A 14,460-nucleotide genomic window follows, 5' to 3' on the forward strand; every position below is an offset into this window, starting at 1 on the left:
GTGTCCTCCTCACGCGTAGAACCCGGTCAGCACGAGAACGGCGACGACCAGCGCCTGCACCAGCGTGAGCGGCACCAGCACCATCCACCCCACCTCGACCGTCCGGTCCGGTCGCAGCACGGGCAACCGTCGGCCGATCCACACGAGCGCCGAGACGACAGCGAGCGTTTTGAGCAGGTGCCACACCGGACCGGGCAGCCAGGGTCCGGCGTCGCCGCCGAGGAACAACGCGGCCGCCATGGCACCGGTCGCGCCCAGGAACACCGCCCGGCCGGCCTCGACCAGCAGCCGGTCCACCCCGGACAGCTCCGAGGTCACTCCGCCGGCGATATCCGGTGCTGCGGGCGCGGCGAACGGTCCCCAGAAGGCGAAGGCCGCGGCGCCGGCGACGAAGACCACGAAGGCGACAGGCATGGTCACCACGAACCACAGGCCCTGCTGGGTGGCGAGGATGTCCGTCGTCCGCAGTGACCCGGCTGCCAGGCCGGCCGTGATGAGGGCGAACATCAGCGGTAGTTCGTAGGCCAGTCCTTGGGCGAGGAACCGGTAGCCGCCGGTCAGGGCGTGGACGGCGTTCGGGCCCCAGCCGATCAGCCAGACCGCGGCCCACAGCAGCGCCTCCATGGCGTTGAACCACACGAGGTCGGCGCTGGTCGACCACAGCGTCCGCCCGCCGATCGGGACGACGGCCAGCGACAGCAGCGCCAGGACCGGCACCGCTGCACAGCCGAGCCGCCACAGCAGCCGGTCCGGGGCGAGCGTGGTCCGCCGCTGCTCGACCAGCAGACGGGCGCTCGAGCGGAACGGCTCGACAGCGCCCCTGGGCGCGCCGGCGACCACGGCGCGGTCGACGGCCGCCACCAGGAGCCCGAGGAACAGGCCGACGACCACGACGCCGAGAACCGCCGGCGCCAGTCCCCACGCGCCCGCCAGGGTCTGCTCAGGCATGTGCGTGCTCCGGCGCCGACTGGGCCGGCACTGGGACGACGTCCAGGCTGGCCACGATCAGGCGAGCGCTTCCGATCTCCGCGCCCGCCACGAGAGCCGCGACCTCGTCCAGCGACGTCAGGGGCCGGTCGTCGACCGGGTGCCCCGACGCCACGTCGCACCAGCGCCGGACGCGGTCGAGGACGCTCTCACCGGCACCGTGCTCCGGCGCGATCCGCCCGATGCCACCGGCCGTCCACGACAGGGTTCGCGACCGGCGCACCCGCCGCGCCACGGCCTGCGCGAGCCGCTGCGCCCGCCCGGGATCGGTCCCGGCGAGCAGCCCGTCCCGGGCGCGGCGGGCGTCCCGGGCGGCCGTCGGCCAGCCCGCGACATCGAGGAACCGGGCCAGCCGGTCCAGCGCCGACGCCTGGGCGTGTGGGTGCGGCCGCGGGGGCTGAAGCATGTCGGCATCGAGCCAGGCGCACTCGGCGGCGGTGAGGACGTCCCCCTGCAGTTCTCCCCGCAGCACCAGACCGGTCGGCCAGCCTGGCAGCACCGGCCCGAGCGCCACCTTCAGGACGTCGAGTTCCAGCCCGTCGCGATCCGGGCCGGTCGAGGCCATCGGCAGCCCGGCCACCTCACCACCGTGGCGCATGTGGTGGCCCTCGGAACCACCCCCGTGGTCCATGCCCTCATGACCACCACCGTGGTCCATGCCCTCATGACCACCACCGTGGTCCATGCCCTCATGACCACCACCGTGGTCCATGCCCCCATGACCACCACCGTGGTCCATGCCCCCATGACCACCACCGTGGTCCATGCCCCCATGACCACCACCGTGGTCCATGCCCTCGTCCTCGTCCTCGTCCTTGCCGAGGAACGAGGTCGGCGACGGCCGCTCGTCTCCGTACACACCTCCTGCGGCGCGCCGGAGCAGCGCACCCGGAGCCGCATCCAGAACGGCGGCGAGGGCGCCCTCCCGGTGCACGTCGATCCGGTGTCGCGGTTCGGGAACCTGGCTCCACAGGACGTCGACGGCCGCTGCGAGCTCCGGTCCGGGTTCACCGAGGAGGAGCAGGATGTCGGCATCCGCAGGTGCCAGGGAGCGCCTCCAGCCGCGCCGGTCCAGCTCGGCCTCGACGGACCACCGGAGCGTGGTCTCGCCCGGGACATCCACGAGCAGCACCCCGGGACGGGACAGCGCCCAGGTCCGCAGCCGGGCGATCAGGTCCATCGCAGCGCACCTTCACGCCAGACGTAGGTGACACCGACGAGCAGGACCGCGAGGAAGCCGAACATCTCGACGACGGCCTGTGCACCCATGTCGGCGACCACGATCGCCCACGGGTACATGAAGACCATCTCCATGTCGAAGGCGAGGAAGAGCACCGTGATCGCGTACCACCGCGTGTGGTATCGCGAGACGGCGTGCTGCTGCGGCAGCAGGCCCGACTCGTACGGCAGCACGGCTGCGGGCTCGCGCGCGCTCCTCAGCACAGACGACAGGGCGTAGATGCCGACGACGCCGGCCACGAGAAGCGCCGCTAGCGACAGCAGAGCGACCATGGATCTCTCCTCCCCTCACGTGGGACCTCGACGGCAGCGGTCGGGGGTGGATCAGGAAAGACATCCGGACGTCCGTCCGGGTATGGCTGACTGTAGATGTGGCCGAGGGCCTTCGCGCGCCGATGACCCTCCGCTTCAGCGATCGCACCGAACACCACCAACCCCTGTCAGTCGTCCTCCGGCGCCCCGTTCGCGAGGACGACCAACTGGCGGAGGCAGTGGTCCCGCAACGGCTCGGGAAATCCTTCGGCCAAGCGGTAGTAGACGACGCGCCCTTGCTTCCGGTTGGCCACGAGGCCCGCCGTACGCAGCAGCCGGAGGGCGTAGCCGACAGCGTCCTCGTTCGCGTCCAGCGCCAACGCGAGATCGCCGACGCAGAGCTCCTCGACCATGTCCAGGGCGAAGAGGACCCGGGCCCGGGTCGGGTCGGCCATGAGGCTCAGCACGCTGGTGAGCTGAGCAGTCTCCTCCCGGCCGGGAAGTCGGGTGCGGGCGTGGGCGACCCGTTCGGGGTCAACCGGGTGCGCATGGTCAGGTTCGGACATCGAGAAACACCTCCGATCCGCTCATACCCGTACGGTCCTACGGGTAGCCCCCGATCTGTCGGCGAGAGTCTCGGACGGCACGCAGGCCGACCGACGCCGGAACACCGAGGAGGCACCCATGACCGTGGCAGCCCAGATGCTCGACACCTACCCGAAGGACCTGGGCGGGGTGGACAAGCAGAAGCTCCTCGAGTGCATCGAGGCCTGCTTCGAGTGCGCCCAGGCGTGCACCGCGTGCGCCGACGCCTGCCTCAGCGAGGACATGGTCGCCGAGCTGACCAAGTGCATCCGCACCAACACCGACTGCGCCGACATCTGCGACACCACCGGCCGGGTCCTCTCCCGCCACACCGGCTACGACGCCAACCTCACCCGGGCGGTCCTCGAGGCCTGCGCCGCCGCGTGCAAGGCCTGCGGCGACGAGTGCGCACAGCACGCCGACATGCACGAGCACTGCCGTGTCTGCGCCGAGGCCTGCCGCCGCTGCGAGGCGGCCTGCCGCGACCTCATCTCATCCCTCGGCTGACTGTGAGGCTGGCCGGGTCGGTTCCTCATTGATGGGCTGACGGCCGGCAGCGGTGAGCGTGACCCGTCGTCTGACTCGCTTCGTGCCTTTGGCCGGACTTGTCCGTTCGCTGCTGCCGGCACCGGCCCGGCCGGAGACGTTGGCCTGATCAACAGCTCGACCGCCAGTTGGCGCTGGCGTGTCTCATCACAGTCCTGCCATCTCCGCACCGGACCGGGACCTGCTGCGTCCCCCGGTCAAGGAGAAGAACGCATGACCATGCTGGCAGAACTGGTCGAGGTCGTCATCGGCGTCGACACCCACAGCCAGACCCACACCGCCGCGGTGCTCGATGCCCGCACCGGCGCAGTGCTGGCCCGAGCCATGGTCCCCGCCGACCCCGACCCCGACGGCTACGCCGAACTGGTCGTTCTGGCCGAGGCCCACTCCGGGCTCCGAGCCTGGGCGATGGAAGGCACCGGTGGCTACGGCGCCGGCCTGGCCCGCCACCACCGGCGAGCTGGTCGTGGAGCTGGACCGACCCAAGCGGCCCGTCCGGCGGGCCGGGGCCAAGTCCGATCCGATCGACGCCGAGCGCGCCGCCCGCGACGCGCTGGCTCGCACCCGGTTCCGTGGCCAGACCACCCGCGCCGTGATCACCACCGCCGCCGCGCTCCGCCCGGCGGCCAGCCGCGGGGACATCGAGGTCCTCACCGCGCTGACGGTGCTGCGCGAACTGGCCCGGCGCATCCGCGTCCTGGACGCCGAAGCCGCCGGCCACGAGAGCGAAATCCGCACCACCGTTCGCTCGTGGCGGCCGGACCTGCTCGAGCTGACCGGGGTGGGCCCGATCGTCGCGGCCACCGCCAACCGCCGCCGAGTCGCCGAAGAGCCCTCACCGGCGACTCGGCGGACGCCGGGGCCGGCCAGTGTGACGGCACGTCGACAACCAGTTCTGGGTCGGTCAGCTGCAGCCGCAACCGCATCCGGACGGCTGACCGCCGCCGGCCAGCGGCAGCTGCTGGACGGGTGCGGCGATCCGGTAGCCGGCCTCCTCCACAGCGGCGCGCACCGCGGCGTCCTCGACCCCGTTGTCGCTGGTGACGGTCAGCCCACCGGTAGCCAGCTCCACGTCCACGTGGGTGACGCCGGGTACCTGACCCACCTCCTCGCTGACCGAGTTGACGCAATGACCGCAGGTCATGCCGACGACGGTGTAGGTAGCGGTGCTCATGGGGCTTCCTCTCCGGCTGGTGGCCGATGCTCGTACGGGCGGCGGGATGGCGCGCCGCCCGTACCGAGGATACTACCCCCCGGGGGTATCTGCCAGTCGGCGCCCGAGGCCCATCACGGCGGGATGGGCAGGCACGCGCCCCAGTCCGGGAGGATGCCCGCCGGGCGCGAGGGGCTGGCCTGCCGGCCTTCTCCCAGCCCTACCAGGCCACGCCCTTACTGCTCCAGGACCACCTCGAAGGTCCGACCCCCGTCCGTGGACGTGACCACCGCTGCCGCGGTCACGACGATGATGCGGTGGTCTTCATCCGCGGAGGAGGACACCGCCACCGCCTGCGGGGGCGATCCCAGGTCTGCGCCGCTCGCCCAGGAGACGCCGCCGTCGCTGCTGGTCCAGGTCACGCCCGAGGGATCGACCCCCGCCACGCGCGTGCCGTCATCCGCCCAGTCCACGACCTGGAGCAGCGGAGCGCCGTCCACGGCCGACCAGGTGTTGCCGGCATCAGCGGAGCGGAGCAGCCCTTGCGCGGTCGTCGCGAGCACCAGGTCCGTGTCGGGCGCGGCCGTCAGGCCGTGCGGCTCGCCCGGGATGGTCAGTTTCTCCCAGTCGTGGCCGTTGCTGCTGCGGAGCAGGGCGCCGTCATAGCCGAGAACGCCGGCTGCGCCGGTGGTGAGGGCGTGGAAGTCCGACCGGCCCTGCCGGGACACCGCGCTCCAGGTCCGGCCACCGTCGGTCGACTCGATCAGCCCCATCGGCTGGGGGAAGTCGACACGTGGGCCCGGGTGACCGGAGGCGAGGAAGTGCCCGGGGCCGGCAACCGTGAACCCCATCAGGTCCATGACGGGACTGACCAGCTCGGCCTGTCCCCCAGCGGCCACCTCGAACAATCCCTCGTGCGTCGCGAGGAACAGGGTGCCGTCGGCGGGATCGACCCCGGTTCCGTGCACGTGGCTGATCTCGAGCGCCGACGTGGCGGAGAGGGTCGAGGAGGCCGCCCCCGTCTCCGGGGTCCCGGACGTGCAGCCGACCAGCAGGACGGCGGCGGTCAGGAGGACGGCCGGCCCGCTCCGTCGTCGACGAGAGCCCGGGGCAGGGAAGGTCCTCGGAAGCGATGTCACGGATGTGCTCCTTGCGTGTCGATCCAGGGCCCGGCTGCAGTGAGGACGCCGCCACGGCAGCCGCCGTCCGGCCGGCGTCGCCAGGTCGAGGAGGTGGGGCGCGGCACCCGCACGGCACCGCGCCCCCGGAAGAGGATCAGCCACCCAGCTCGATGAGCAGCTGCTGCATCTCCTCGATCTCCTGTGTCTGCGTCTCGCTGATCAGCCGGGCCAGGTCGACGGCCTCGGCGTTGCGCCCGTCCTCGACCTCCGTCCGCGCCATCTCGACGGCGCCCTCGTGGTGCTCGATCATGGCTTCGAGCCACATGCGATCGAACTCCGGGCCGGCGGCCGGCATGTTCTCCATGCCCATGTGGCCCATGCCCTCGGACCCGTGACCCATGCCGCCCATGTCTCCGGAGTCCTCCGCGAGCGGCTGACCCCACTCCTGCAGCCAGCCGGCCATCAGGTCGATCTCCGGATCCTGGCCTGCTTCGATGCGCTCAGCCAGGTCCACGACCCGGGGATCGGAGGCGCGGTCCGTGGCGGCCTCGGCCATCGTGAGCGCGCCTTCGTGGTGCGGGATCATCCCCTGGGCGAAGGTGACGTCGGCGTCGTTGAACTCCGCGCTCTGGTCGGCCGAGCTCTCGTCGGTCGTGCTGCTGCCGGCGACCGGCGTCTCGGCGGTGTCCGAGCAGCCGGCGAGGGCGACGACGGCGGACATCAGCCCACCGGCGAGGCGGACGAGGCGAATGCTGGTGCGGGTCATGCTGGTCTCCATTCCTGCGGGATGTAGGCATGCGTGCGGAACCCCGGAGCAGCGGGCGCTGCCGGGGTGCAGCGGTTCGGCCTAGATCCGCAGGAGGCAGAGGACGGAGAGGTCCGGTGACCGGGGCCGCAGCGACCACGCGGTGAACCGGCGGCCACGTCGAGGGGACCCGCGGACGAGCGGAATCGCCCTGCCACGGAGGCGCGCCACGGCGCCCAGGACGATCAGCCCCGCGATCAGGACGGCGAGACACACGGCCAGGACGTGAGCGTCGTGCCACGGCGCCGGCAGGCCGGTGGACGCGGTAGCGGCCGCGTCCCGCACGCCGTCCGCAGCTGCGACGTCGGAGCGGTCGGGCGTCCCGGCCGCGGCCGTGAGGTGGACGGCCGCGGTGTGGCCACCGACGGAGGAGACGGCTGCCAGCGACGAGGACCAGTGCTCCATGTCCGGGTCCGAGGCCACGCACTGCACCCCGTGCATGGCGAACACGGCAGCCAGCAGCAGCAGCGCCGTCCAAAGCCGGGTCGCCACGACCACCTCCTCCATACCACCGTACGACGCCCCCCGGACACACCGGGCATCCCTCGACGCACCACGACAGGACACCGGCTCCCGGGGCACCCTCGAGCCCGGCTGCGACCGGCCGGAAGGCCGCAGTACCGCCACCCGCCCCGTGGAAGGACGTCGGACGATGTGGTTTACCCGGATGACCGTACGGGCATGCGGGCGGTCCACGGCATCGGCCCCTGCACACTGCGGCCTCGGCGCCGCGCGTGGAAGCCCTCCGCTACACCCGGATCGCAGCGTCCCCGTGAGCGCGGAGGCGGGGGCCACCGCATGCGATCCCTGCACCGAGCACGAGCGAACGGAGACCCGACCATGGCATCGACGCAGAAGAGGGACGAGGAGCACGGACACGGGCAGGAGCACGGGGACGGTCGGGGCGGCGGCATGTCGCACCAGACGAAGATGTACCTGCGCTTCGGCGCCATGATCCTGACGGCCATGGTGGTCATGTACTGGACCATGTTCGCCGGCACCTGGGAGTGGAGCCACGTCCAGTTCAGCGAGAGCCGCGTGCTCATGGCGCTCACCATGGGCGGCACCATGGGGCTGGTCATGCTCGCCTGGATGCTCAACATGTACAAGAACATCAAGGGCAACATCGCGATCGTGGTGGCGAGCCTGCTGCTGCTGGGCGGCGGCATCGCCCTCGACCGCAGCCAGGCCACCGTGGACGACCGCAACTGGATGAGCGCGATGATCCCGCACCACTCGCTGGCCATCACCCGCTCCGAGCGCGCCGACATCGACGACGTCCGCGTGTGCCAGCTGGCCGTCGAGATCATCCGGGCCCAGGAGCGGGAGATCGCCGAGATGGAGTGGCTGATCCAGGACATCGAGGAAAACGGGGAGACCGAGACCGTCGAGGAGGCCCAGGCCCGGCCCGTTCCGGAGTTCGAAGGCTCCGCCCTGCGCGACTGCCCCCCGGCGGGCTGACCCGGGCAGGCGCGGCCGGGGCGCCGTCAGGCGGGCGGCCGCCCCGCGGGGAGCCGTCCGCGGATCGACGGCGAGGGTCAGCGCGGCTGGCGACCGGCGGAGCTCCCGCCGGCGCCGGCGCCGTGCAGCAGCGCGGTGCCGCGGCCGTACCAGTCGGTGCGGCGACGGTGCGCAGCTTGCTGCACTCGGAGATGGCGCCGCTGCGCCACGACCGCATGCGACCGCTCCTTCGGTGTGGACGGAAGCCAGGCAGTTGGGCCTCCACGCGCCGGTTCAGTCAGCGCAACGCCACCCGGCCACCGCCCGGTTGGCCGACGGCGCGCCGGACAGCTGCATCTCGCATCAGTCCGCTACCGCGCTCCTGCCCTAACCCGTAGCGGCGGCAGTTCGACACACATCGGTAGCACCAGCACTGCTAGTGCGGTGCCGGGCGCGACCGGTGCAGAGCCGGTGCGGCGAAGGGCGCCGGCCGGGCACCTTCGCCGCACCGGACACCCCTCACGGCGAGTAGCCGGCGGATGTGCCGGCTGCCCTTGGACCCGGTAACTGTCAGCTGGTCGTCTGCCGGTGCCCGTGATCGGCGGCGTAGGCGTCGAGGATGTCGTCGAGGCGGCCCTCGGCGGAGACGAACTGCGCACTGAGCACTTGGCCGAGGTCCTCGAGGGAGCTGTTGAGGGCCGCCGCGGCAGTCCGTACGTCTGAGCGAGGGGATGTGCGGCCGGATTCAGCGAGCTGCGCCGCGTACGGAAGGGTGGCCGGCAGGGCGGCGCTGCCTTCGTCGCGGAAGTAGTAGGTCTCCGCGTTCTGGGTCAGGTCCACCCGGGCCTGCGCGACCTGACCGGACAACTCCTCCAGCAGTACCGCCGGCATCGCCGAGTCGTCCACTGCGGCCAGCTGCTCAGCGTCCGCGCGCTGGAGGGCGGCCAGGCGGACCGACAGGGTGCGGCGGCGGTTGAGTGCCGGGGAGATCTGCATGATCCAAGAGACGGCCGCGGTCAGCAGCGCGAACCCGATGATCGCCTGCAGGGGGGTGACCAGCCGCAGCCAGCCCACCGTAGGCACGATGTCGCCGTAGCCGAGCGTGGCCGTGGTCACCAGCGACAGGTAGAGGGCATCGAGGAAGTCGACTCGCTCCGCCGGCTCGAGCCCCTCCGCGTAGGAGAAGGAGTCCGGCAGATGCGGCCAGTACACCAGCGCCCCGCCGAGGACGACGCCCAGTTCCCACGTGGCTATCACCACCACCATGCCGAGCGGTCCGGCCAAGCGGCCGGGGACACCCCGCCACCCGAGCCGTCGGGTGACCCGCCAGAGCCCGGCGAACGCAATCCGGCTGACCCGGCCCTGCCCGGAGGGGTGGAAAAGGGTGTGGAACAGCTCGCGCAGCACCACCGCGACGAGCACCACACCCGTGGCTGTGATCATCCAGGACAACACAGCTCGAGGTCTCCTCGTGGCTTCACCGACGCACTGCCGACCCCAGACCACCACTTCGGGGCCGGCGTGAACCGATCGGCAGCGGCGGCTGACCCCCCATACCCGTACGATTGTGAGGATATCGTGGTGCCGGAAACAGGGGGCGCCACCGGCACGGGCGGCGTTCCTGACCGCCGGACTGCGGTTGGGTCTCGCCGGACGTCGACCATTCCGTTGGAACCCATGCGGCCTTGGGTGCCGGCCACCTGGCCGCACCGCGGCGCCCTCCCCCGAGGTCGGGCAGCATCCTGCCCATCCGCCGGTGGAGCCCCTCACTCGCCCCGGCGGCCTCCGTCGTCCTGGTACGCGGGTCGCGCCGCCGGGTGGACCGCCGAGCCGAGGCACATCACACTGGCCCTGTCCGTGCGGATCCACCACCGGGAGCACAGGCCATGCAGCGCTGCTTGATCGTCGCCAACCAGACCCTCGCCACAGAGACGCTCTGCCGGGCCGTCCACGAGCGCATCACAGCGGGGCCCCACGAGTTCTTCCTCGTCGCCCCGGCCACCCCGGCAGCGGACGAGGTCGACGGCCCCAGCGCGTACGCGGGCCTGGGGCCATCCGCGACCGACCGCGCGTACGCGCTCGCCCGGCAGCGCCTCGACCGGGCACTGGACCGCCTGCGCGACCTGGGCGCCACGGTCGACGGGGAGGTCGGTGACCCGGACGCAGTACAGGCGGTCCGCGCCGCTCTCCGCCACTTCCCCGCTGACGAGATCGTCGTCTCGACCCTTCCCAGCGGACTGTCGCAGTGGCTGCGCCGCGACCTGCCGGCACGCCTGCGGAAGGTGTGCGACATCCCGGTCAGCCATCTCCCCGCCGACATCACCGCGGACGCGCGGGCCTGACCACCCGGCGGGAGCAGGCCGTCGGATCCCTTCCCCACCCGAGCCGGCCGGCACCTCCGGTCGGTCGTGGTCGCCGGTCGGCCCGCTCGAGGAGAGCACCCGCACCGTCGTCGCCGACGGTCACGACACCGACTGACACGGTGAGCTCCTGGGTGTCGTGATCAGACAGGTCGTTCACCCGACCAGTCGGCTGATCGGCGGGTTGTCTCCGAGGGCGGGGCCTTTCCGCGCCATTTCGGCACCACCCACTCGGGGCCGACCCGCGGGGTCGTCGCGGCGGTCAGCGTGGGCTGTACCGCCTTCGGGCCGCTGGTCTTCGCGCTCGTGCGCGATGCGACCGGCGGGTACACCGCGGCGCTGCCGGCGTCGGCCGTCCTCCCCGTGCTCGTGAGCGTGTCCGCCCTCCTGCTCCCTGGCCCCCACCTCCTGGACCACGTGCCCCACGACAGCGGCTCGGGGGGCGACGGCGAGGTCGAGGCCGGCACGCCGGTCCCCCCTCGACGGGCCCATCAGGTGGCCCGACCCCGCATCCGGCGGTATTCGGCCACCAGGGCCGTCGTAGCGGCGTCCTGGTCCAGCGCGACCGGGTCCCGGCTGGTGAGCGCCGGGGCGAGCTCCCGCGCCATCACCTTGCCCAGTTCGACGCCCCACTGGTCGAAGGAGTCGATCTGCCAGATCGCGCCCTGGGTGAACGCGATGTGCTCGTACAGGGCGACCAGCTGTCCCAGCGTCGCCGGGGTGAGGCGCCGCGCGAGGATCACCGTGCTCGGCCGGTTCCCGGGCATCACCTTGTGCGGCACGAGGGACGCCGGGGTGCCCTCGGCGGCCACCTCCTCGGCGGTTCGGCCGAAGGCGAGCACCGCCGACTGGGCGAACATGTTCGCCATCAGCAGGTCGTGCATGTCGCCCGTGTCGTGCGCGGGCTCGGCGAACCCGATGAAGTCGGCGGGGACCAGCGTCGTCCCCTGGTGCAGCAGCTGGTGGAAGGCGTGCTGCCCGTTCGTCCCCGGCTCGCCCCAGTACACCTCCCCGGTGTCGGTGGGAACCGGCTGCCCGTCGGCACGGACCGACTTGCCGTTGCTCTCCATCGTCAGCTGCTGCAGGTAGGCCGGGAGCCGGGAGAGGTACTGGCTGTAGGGCAGCACGGCGTGCGTCTGCGCGTCGAAGAAGTTGCGGTACCAGATGTTCAGCAGCCCCAGCAGCACCGGGACGTTGGCCTCGAGCGGAGCGGTGCGGAAGTGCTCGTCGACGGCGTGGAAGCCGGCGAGCAGCTCGTCGTAGGCCTGCGGGCCGATGGCCACCATCAGCGACAGCCCGATGGCCGAGGGAAGGGAGTACCGGCCGCCCACCCAGTCCCAGAACTCGAACATGTTCGCCGGGTCGATGCCGAACTCACGGACGGCGTCGGTGTTCGTCGACACCGCGACGAAGTGCCGGGCCACCGCAGCCTGATCCCCACCCAACCCCTGCAGCAGCCAGTCGCGGGCGACGGTGGCGTTGGTCAGCGTCTCCAGCGTCGTGAACGTCTTGCTGCTGACGACGAACAGCGTCTCGGCCGGGTCCAGGTCGCGCGTCGCCTCGGCGAAGTCGGTCGGGTCGATGTTCGAGACGAACCGGACGGTCAGGTCGCGGTCCGAGTAGTCGCGCAGCGCCGTGTACGCCATGGCCGGTCCCAGGTCCGAGCCGCCGATCCCGATGTTGACCACGGCCCGGATCGGCCGTCCGGTGTGCCCCCGCCACTCCCCCGAGCGAACCTCGTCGGCGAAGTTCCGCATCCGGTGCAGCACCTCGTGGACGTCCCGGACGACGTGCTGGCCGTCGACCACCAGCGGATCGTCCGCCGGCGCGCGTAGCGCGACGTGCAGCACGGCCCGGTCCTCGGTGGTGTTGACGTGCTCCCCTCGGAACATCGCCGCGATGCGCTCCCGCAGCCCGGCCCGCTCGGCGAGGGCGACCAGCAGGCGCACCGTCTCATCGGTGATCCGGTGCTTGGAGTAGTCGACGTGCAGGTCGCCGGCCCGTGCGGTCAGCCGCTCAGCCCGGTCGCGGTCGCCGGCGAACAGGTCCCGCAGGTGGGCCGGGGCCAGCGCCCGGTGGTGCTCGTCGAGGGCCCGCCACTCCGCCGTCGCGGTGATGTCCATGCTCGCTCCTCCTCGTGTGGTCCGGCAGCCGGGGCGTCGTCGTGGTGACCCTCACCTCGGCGATCCGAACGTGACCAACGGCTCACCACTCAACCCTGACGTGACGGGCGAGTTCCCGGCAGACTGTCCATGACGCAGTGACGCCGCTCGCGCGCACCGATACCCGGTGTCGGCGATCCCGACCGGCCATCGAGCGACGCAGCGGCTCTCGCTCTCCCGGGTGCACCGGCGCACCCATACCTGACTCGGCATCCTCCCCGGTGCTGCCCGCCTGCGCCTCGCGGCGCATCGAACGAGACGGATCCATGTCCTCAGCACTGCCCACCCTGCCCAAGCCGCGCCTGGGGCGCCTCGCCTGGCTGTCGCCGAAGGTCGCCCGCACCGAGGTGCTGGCCGGCCTCGTCGTCGCCCTGGCGCTGATTCCCGAGGCGATCAGCTTCTCCATCCTCGCCGGGGTCGACCCGCGCGTGGGCCTGTTCTCCTCCTTCGTGATGGCCGTGGTCATCGCCTTCACCGGCGGCCGCCCGGCGATGATCACCGCGGCCACCGGCGCGATCGCCCTGGTCGTCGCGCCGCTGGCGGTCGAGTACGGCGTCCAGTACCTGTTCGCCGCGGTCATCCTGGGCGGGATCTTCCAGGTTCTGCTCGCCGCGACCGGCGTCGCCCGGCTCATGCGGTTCATCCCGCGCAGCGTCATGGTGGGCTTCGTCAACGCGCTGGCGATCCTCATCTTCACGGCCCAGCTGCCGCAGCTCATCGACGTCCCCTGGCTGGTCTACCCGATGGTCGCGGCGGGGCTGGCGATCATCTTCCTGCTCCCCCGACTGACGACCGTCATCCCCGCGCCCCTGGTCGCGATCGTCGTGCTGACGGCGCTGGCGGTGACCGCGGGCTGGGAGATCCCCGACGTCGGGGGCGAGGGCGAGCTGCCCGACAGCCTGCCGTTCTTCCTCCTGCCCGACGTGCCCTTCACCGCCGAGACGCTGGCCGTCATCGCCCCGTACGCCCTGGGCGTAGCCTTCGTCGGGCTCATGGAGTCGCTGATGACGGCCAAGCTGGTCGACGACATCACCGACACGCACTCGGACAAGACCCGCGAATCCTGGGGTCAGGGCATCGCCAACATGGCGTCCGGCTTCTTCGGCGGCATGGGCGGCTGCGCGATGATCGGCCAGACCATGATCAACGTGAAGGCCTCGGGCGCCCGCACCCGCCTCTCCACCTTCCTGTCCGGGGTCTTCCTGCTGATTCTCGTCGTCACGCTGGGCGACATCGTCAGCACCATCCCGATGGCCGCCCTGGTCGCCGTCATGATCTTCGTGTCGATCGCGACGTTCGACTGGCACAGCCTGCGCACCATCCACCGCATGCCGAAGAGCGAGACCGTCGTGATGCTCACGACCGTCGCCGGCACGCTCTTCACCCACAACCTGGCAATCGGCGTCGGCACCGGCGTCCTCGTCGCATGCGTCCTGTTCGCCCGCCGCGTCGCACACCTGGTCGAGGTCACCAGCGTGACCGATCCTGACGGGCACACGCGCTTCTACAACGTCCACGGCGCGCTCTTCTTCGCGTCCAGCAACGACCTGTACACCCAGTTCGACTACGCCGGGGACCCGCAGAACGTCGTCATCGACCTCTCGAACGCCCATGTCTGGGACGCCTCCACGGTCGCGACTCTCGACGCCATCACCCACAAGTACGAGACCCGCGGGAAGAACATCGAGATCGTCGGACTGCAGGGCCACTCGGCCGACCGCTTCGACCGGCACAGCGGCCAGCTGACGGACGCCCACTGATGCCCGCTCCGGCGCCCCGGACCCGTCGGGCGGACGACCGCCACGGCATG

The 14,460-nt window shown here is 71.7% G+C and carries 15 protein-coding genes; 4 read left to right on the top strand and 11 right to left on the bottom strand.

Annotated features, from left to right (window positions below; genetic code table 11):
- Positions 1-9 precede the first annotated feature (9 nt).
- The 4 genes from ACI791_RS02340 to ACI791_RS02355 form a co-directional block, all read right to left on the bottom strand.
- Entirely contained in the window at positions 10-948 is a 939-nt protein-coding gene (locus ACI791_RS02340; protein WP_456584558.1) for a complex I subunit 1 family protein, read from the bottom strand.
- Positions 941-2,167 carry a hypothetical protein gene (locus ACI791_RS02345; RefSeq protein WP_456584559.1) on the bottom strand — a complete coding sequence of 409 codons (1,227 nt, stop codon included), beginning with the start codon at positions 2,165-2,167 and terminating at the stop codon, positions 941-943. The genes ACI791_RS02340 and ACI791_RS02345 overlap by 8 nt, the downstream gene beginning before the upstream one ends.
- Entirely contained in the window at positions 2,158-2,499 is a 342-nt protein-coding gene (locus ACI791_RS02350; RefSeq protein WP_347059858.1) for an NADH-quinone oxidoreductase subunit A, read from the bottom strand. Before ACI791_RS02350 ends, ACI791_RS02345 begins: the two co-directional genes overlap by 10 nt.
- 167 nt (positions 2,500-2,666) lie before the next feature.
- On the bottom strand, positions 2,667-3,044 hold the full coding sequence (locus ACI791_RS02355) for an ArsR/SmtB family transcription factor (protein WP_347059857.1): 378 nt from the start codon (positions 3,042-3,044) through the stop codon (positions 2,667-2,669).
- Positions 3,045-3,162: 118 nt separating this feature from the next.
- Here ACI791_RS02355 and ACI791_RS02360 point away from each other — a divergent pair, with 118 nt between their 5' ends.
- Positions 3,163-3,570, top strand: coding sequence for a four-helix bundle copper-binding protein (locus ACI791_RS02360; RefSeq protein WP_456584560.1), 408 nt, complete (start codon positions 3,163-3,165; stop codon positions 3,568-3,570).
- Positions 3,571-3,756: 186 nt separating this feature from the next.
- On the opposite strand, the gene ACI791_RS02365 is transcribed toward ACI791_RS02360, so the two are convergent.
- The 5 genes from ACI791_RS02365 to ACI791_RS02385 form a co-directional block, all read right to left on the bottom strand.
- On the bottom strand, positions 3,757-3,996 hold the full coding sequence (locus tag ACI791_RS02365; RefSeq protein WP_456584561.1) for a hypothetical protein: 240 nt from the start codon (positions 3,994-3,996) through the stop codon (positions 3,757-3,759).
- 517 nt (positions 3,997-4,513) lie between these two features.
- The gene (locus ACI791_RS02370; protein WP_347059854.1) at positions 4,514-4,783 is read right to left on the bottom strand and encodes a heavy-metal-associated domain-containing protein; all 270 of its coding nucleotides are present in this window, start codon (positions 4,781-4,783) and stop codon (positions 4,514-4,516) included.
- A 215-nt stretch (positions 4,784-4,998) separates the two neighbouring features.
- Complete coding sequence (locus tag ACI791_RS02375) at positions 4,999-5,901, bottom strand: F510_1955 family glycosylhydrolase (protein WP_456584562.1); 903 nt, start codon at positions 5,899-5,901, stop codon at positions 4,999-5,001.
- Positions 5,902-6,037: 136 nt separating this feature from the next.
- On the bottom strand, positions 6,038-6,649 hold the full coding sequence (locus ACI791_RS02380; RefSeq protein WP_456584563.1) for a DUF305 domain-containing protein: 612 nt from the start codon (positions 6,647-6,649) through the stop codon (positions 6,038-6,040).
- Positions 6,650-6,730: 81 nt separating this feature from the next.
- Positions 6,731-7,180, bottom strand: coding sequence for a DUF6153 family protein (locus ACI791_RS02385; RefSeq protein WP_456584564.1), 450 nt, complete (start codon positions 7,178-7,180; stop codon positions 6,731-6,733).
- A 348-nt stretch (positions 7,181-7,528) separates the two neighbouring features.
- Between ACI791_RS02385 and ACI791_RS02390 the strand changes: the two genes are divergently transcribed.
- Positions 7,529-8,149, top strand: coding sequence for a DUF305 domain-containing protein (locus tag ACI791_RS02390; protein WP_456584565.1), 621 nt, complete (start codon positions 7,529-7,531; stop codon positions 8,147-8,149).
- Between the two features lie 549 nt (positions 8,150-8,698).
- Here ACI791_RS02390 and ACI791_RS02395 read toward each other — a convergent pair.
- Positions 8,699-9,571 carry a potassium channel family protein gene (locus ACI791_RS02395; protein WP_456584566.1) on the bottom strand — a complete coding sequence of 291 codons (873 nt, stop codon included), beginning with the start codon at positions 9,569-9,571 and terminating at the stop codon, positions 8,699-8,701.
- Between the two features lie 443 nt (positions 9,572-10,014).
- Here ACI791_RS02395 and ACI791_RS02400 point away from each other — a divergent pair, with 443 nt between their 5' ends.
- Positions 10,015-10,470 carry a hypothetical protein gene (locus ACI791_RS02400; protein ID WP_456584567.1) on the top strand — a complete coding sequence of 152 codons (456 nt, stop codon included), beginning with the start codon at positions 10,015-10,017 and terminating at the stop codon, positions 10,468-10,470.
- 509 nt (positions 10,471-10,979) lie between these two features.
- On the opposite strand, the gene pgi is transcribed toward ACI791_RS02400, so the two are convergent.
- Complete coding sequence (gene pgi / locus ACI791_RS02405; protein ID WP_456584568.1) at positions 10,980-12,611, bottom strand: glucose-6-phosphate isomerase; 1,632 nt, start codon at positions 12,609-12,611, stop codon at positions 10,980-10,982.
- A 305-nt stretch (positions 12,612-12,916) separates the two neighbouring features.
- On the opposite strand from pgi, the gene ACI791_RS02410 reads away from it, so the two are divergent.
- Complete coding sequence (locus ACI791_RS02410; protein ID WP_456584569.1) at positions 12,917-14,410, top strand: SulP family inorganic anion transporter; 1,494 nt, start codon at positions 12,917-12,919, stop codon at positions 14,408-14,410.
- The last annotated feature ends 50 nt before the right edge of the window (positions 14,411-14,460 follow it).

The sequence above is a fragment of the Blastococcus sp. SYSU DS0973 genome, assembly GCF_054051055.1.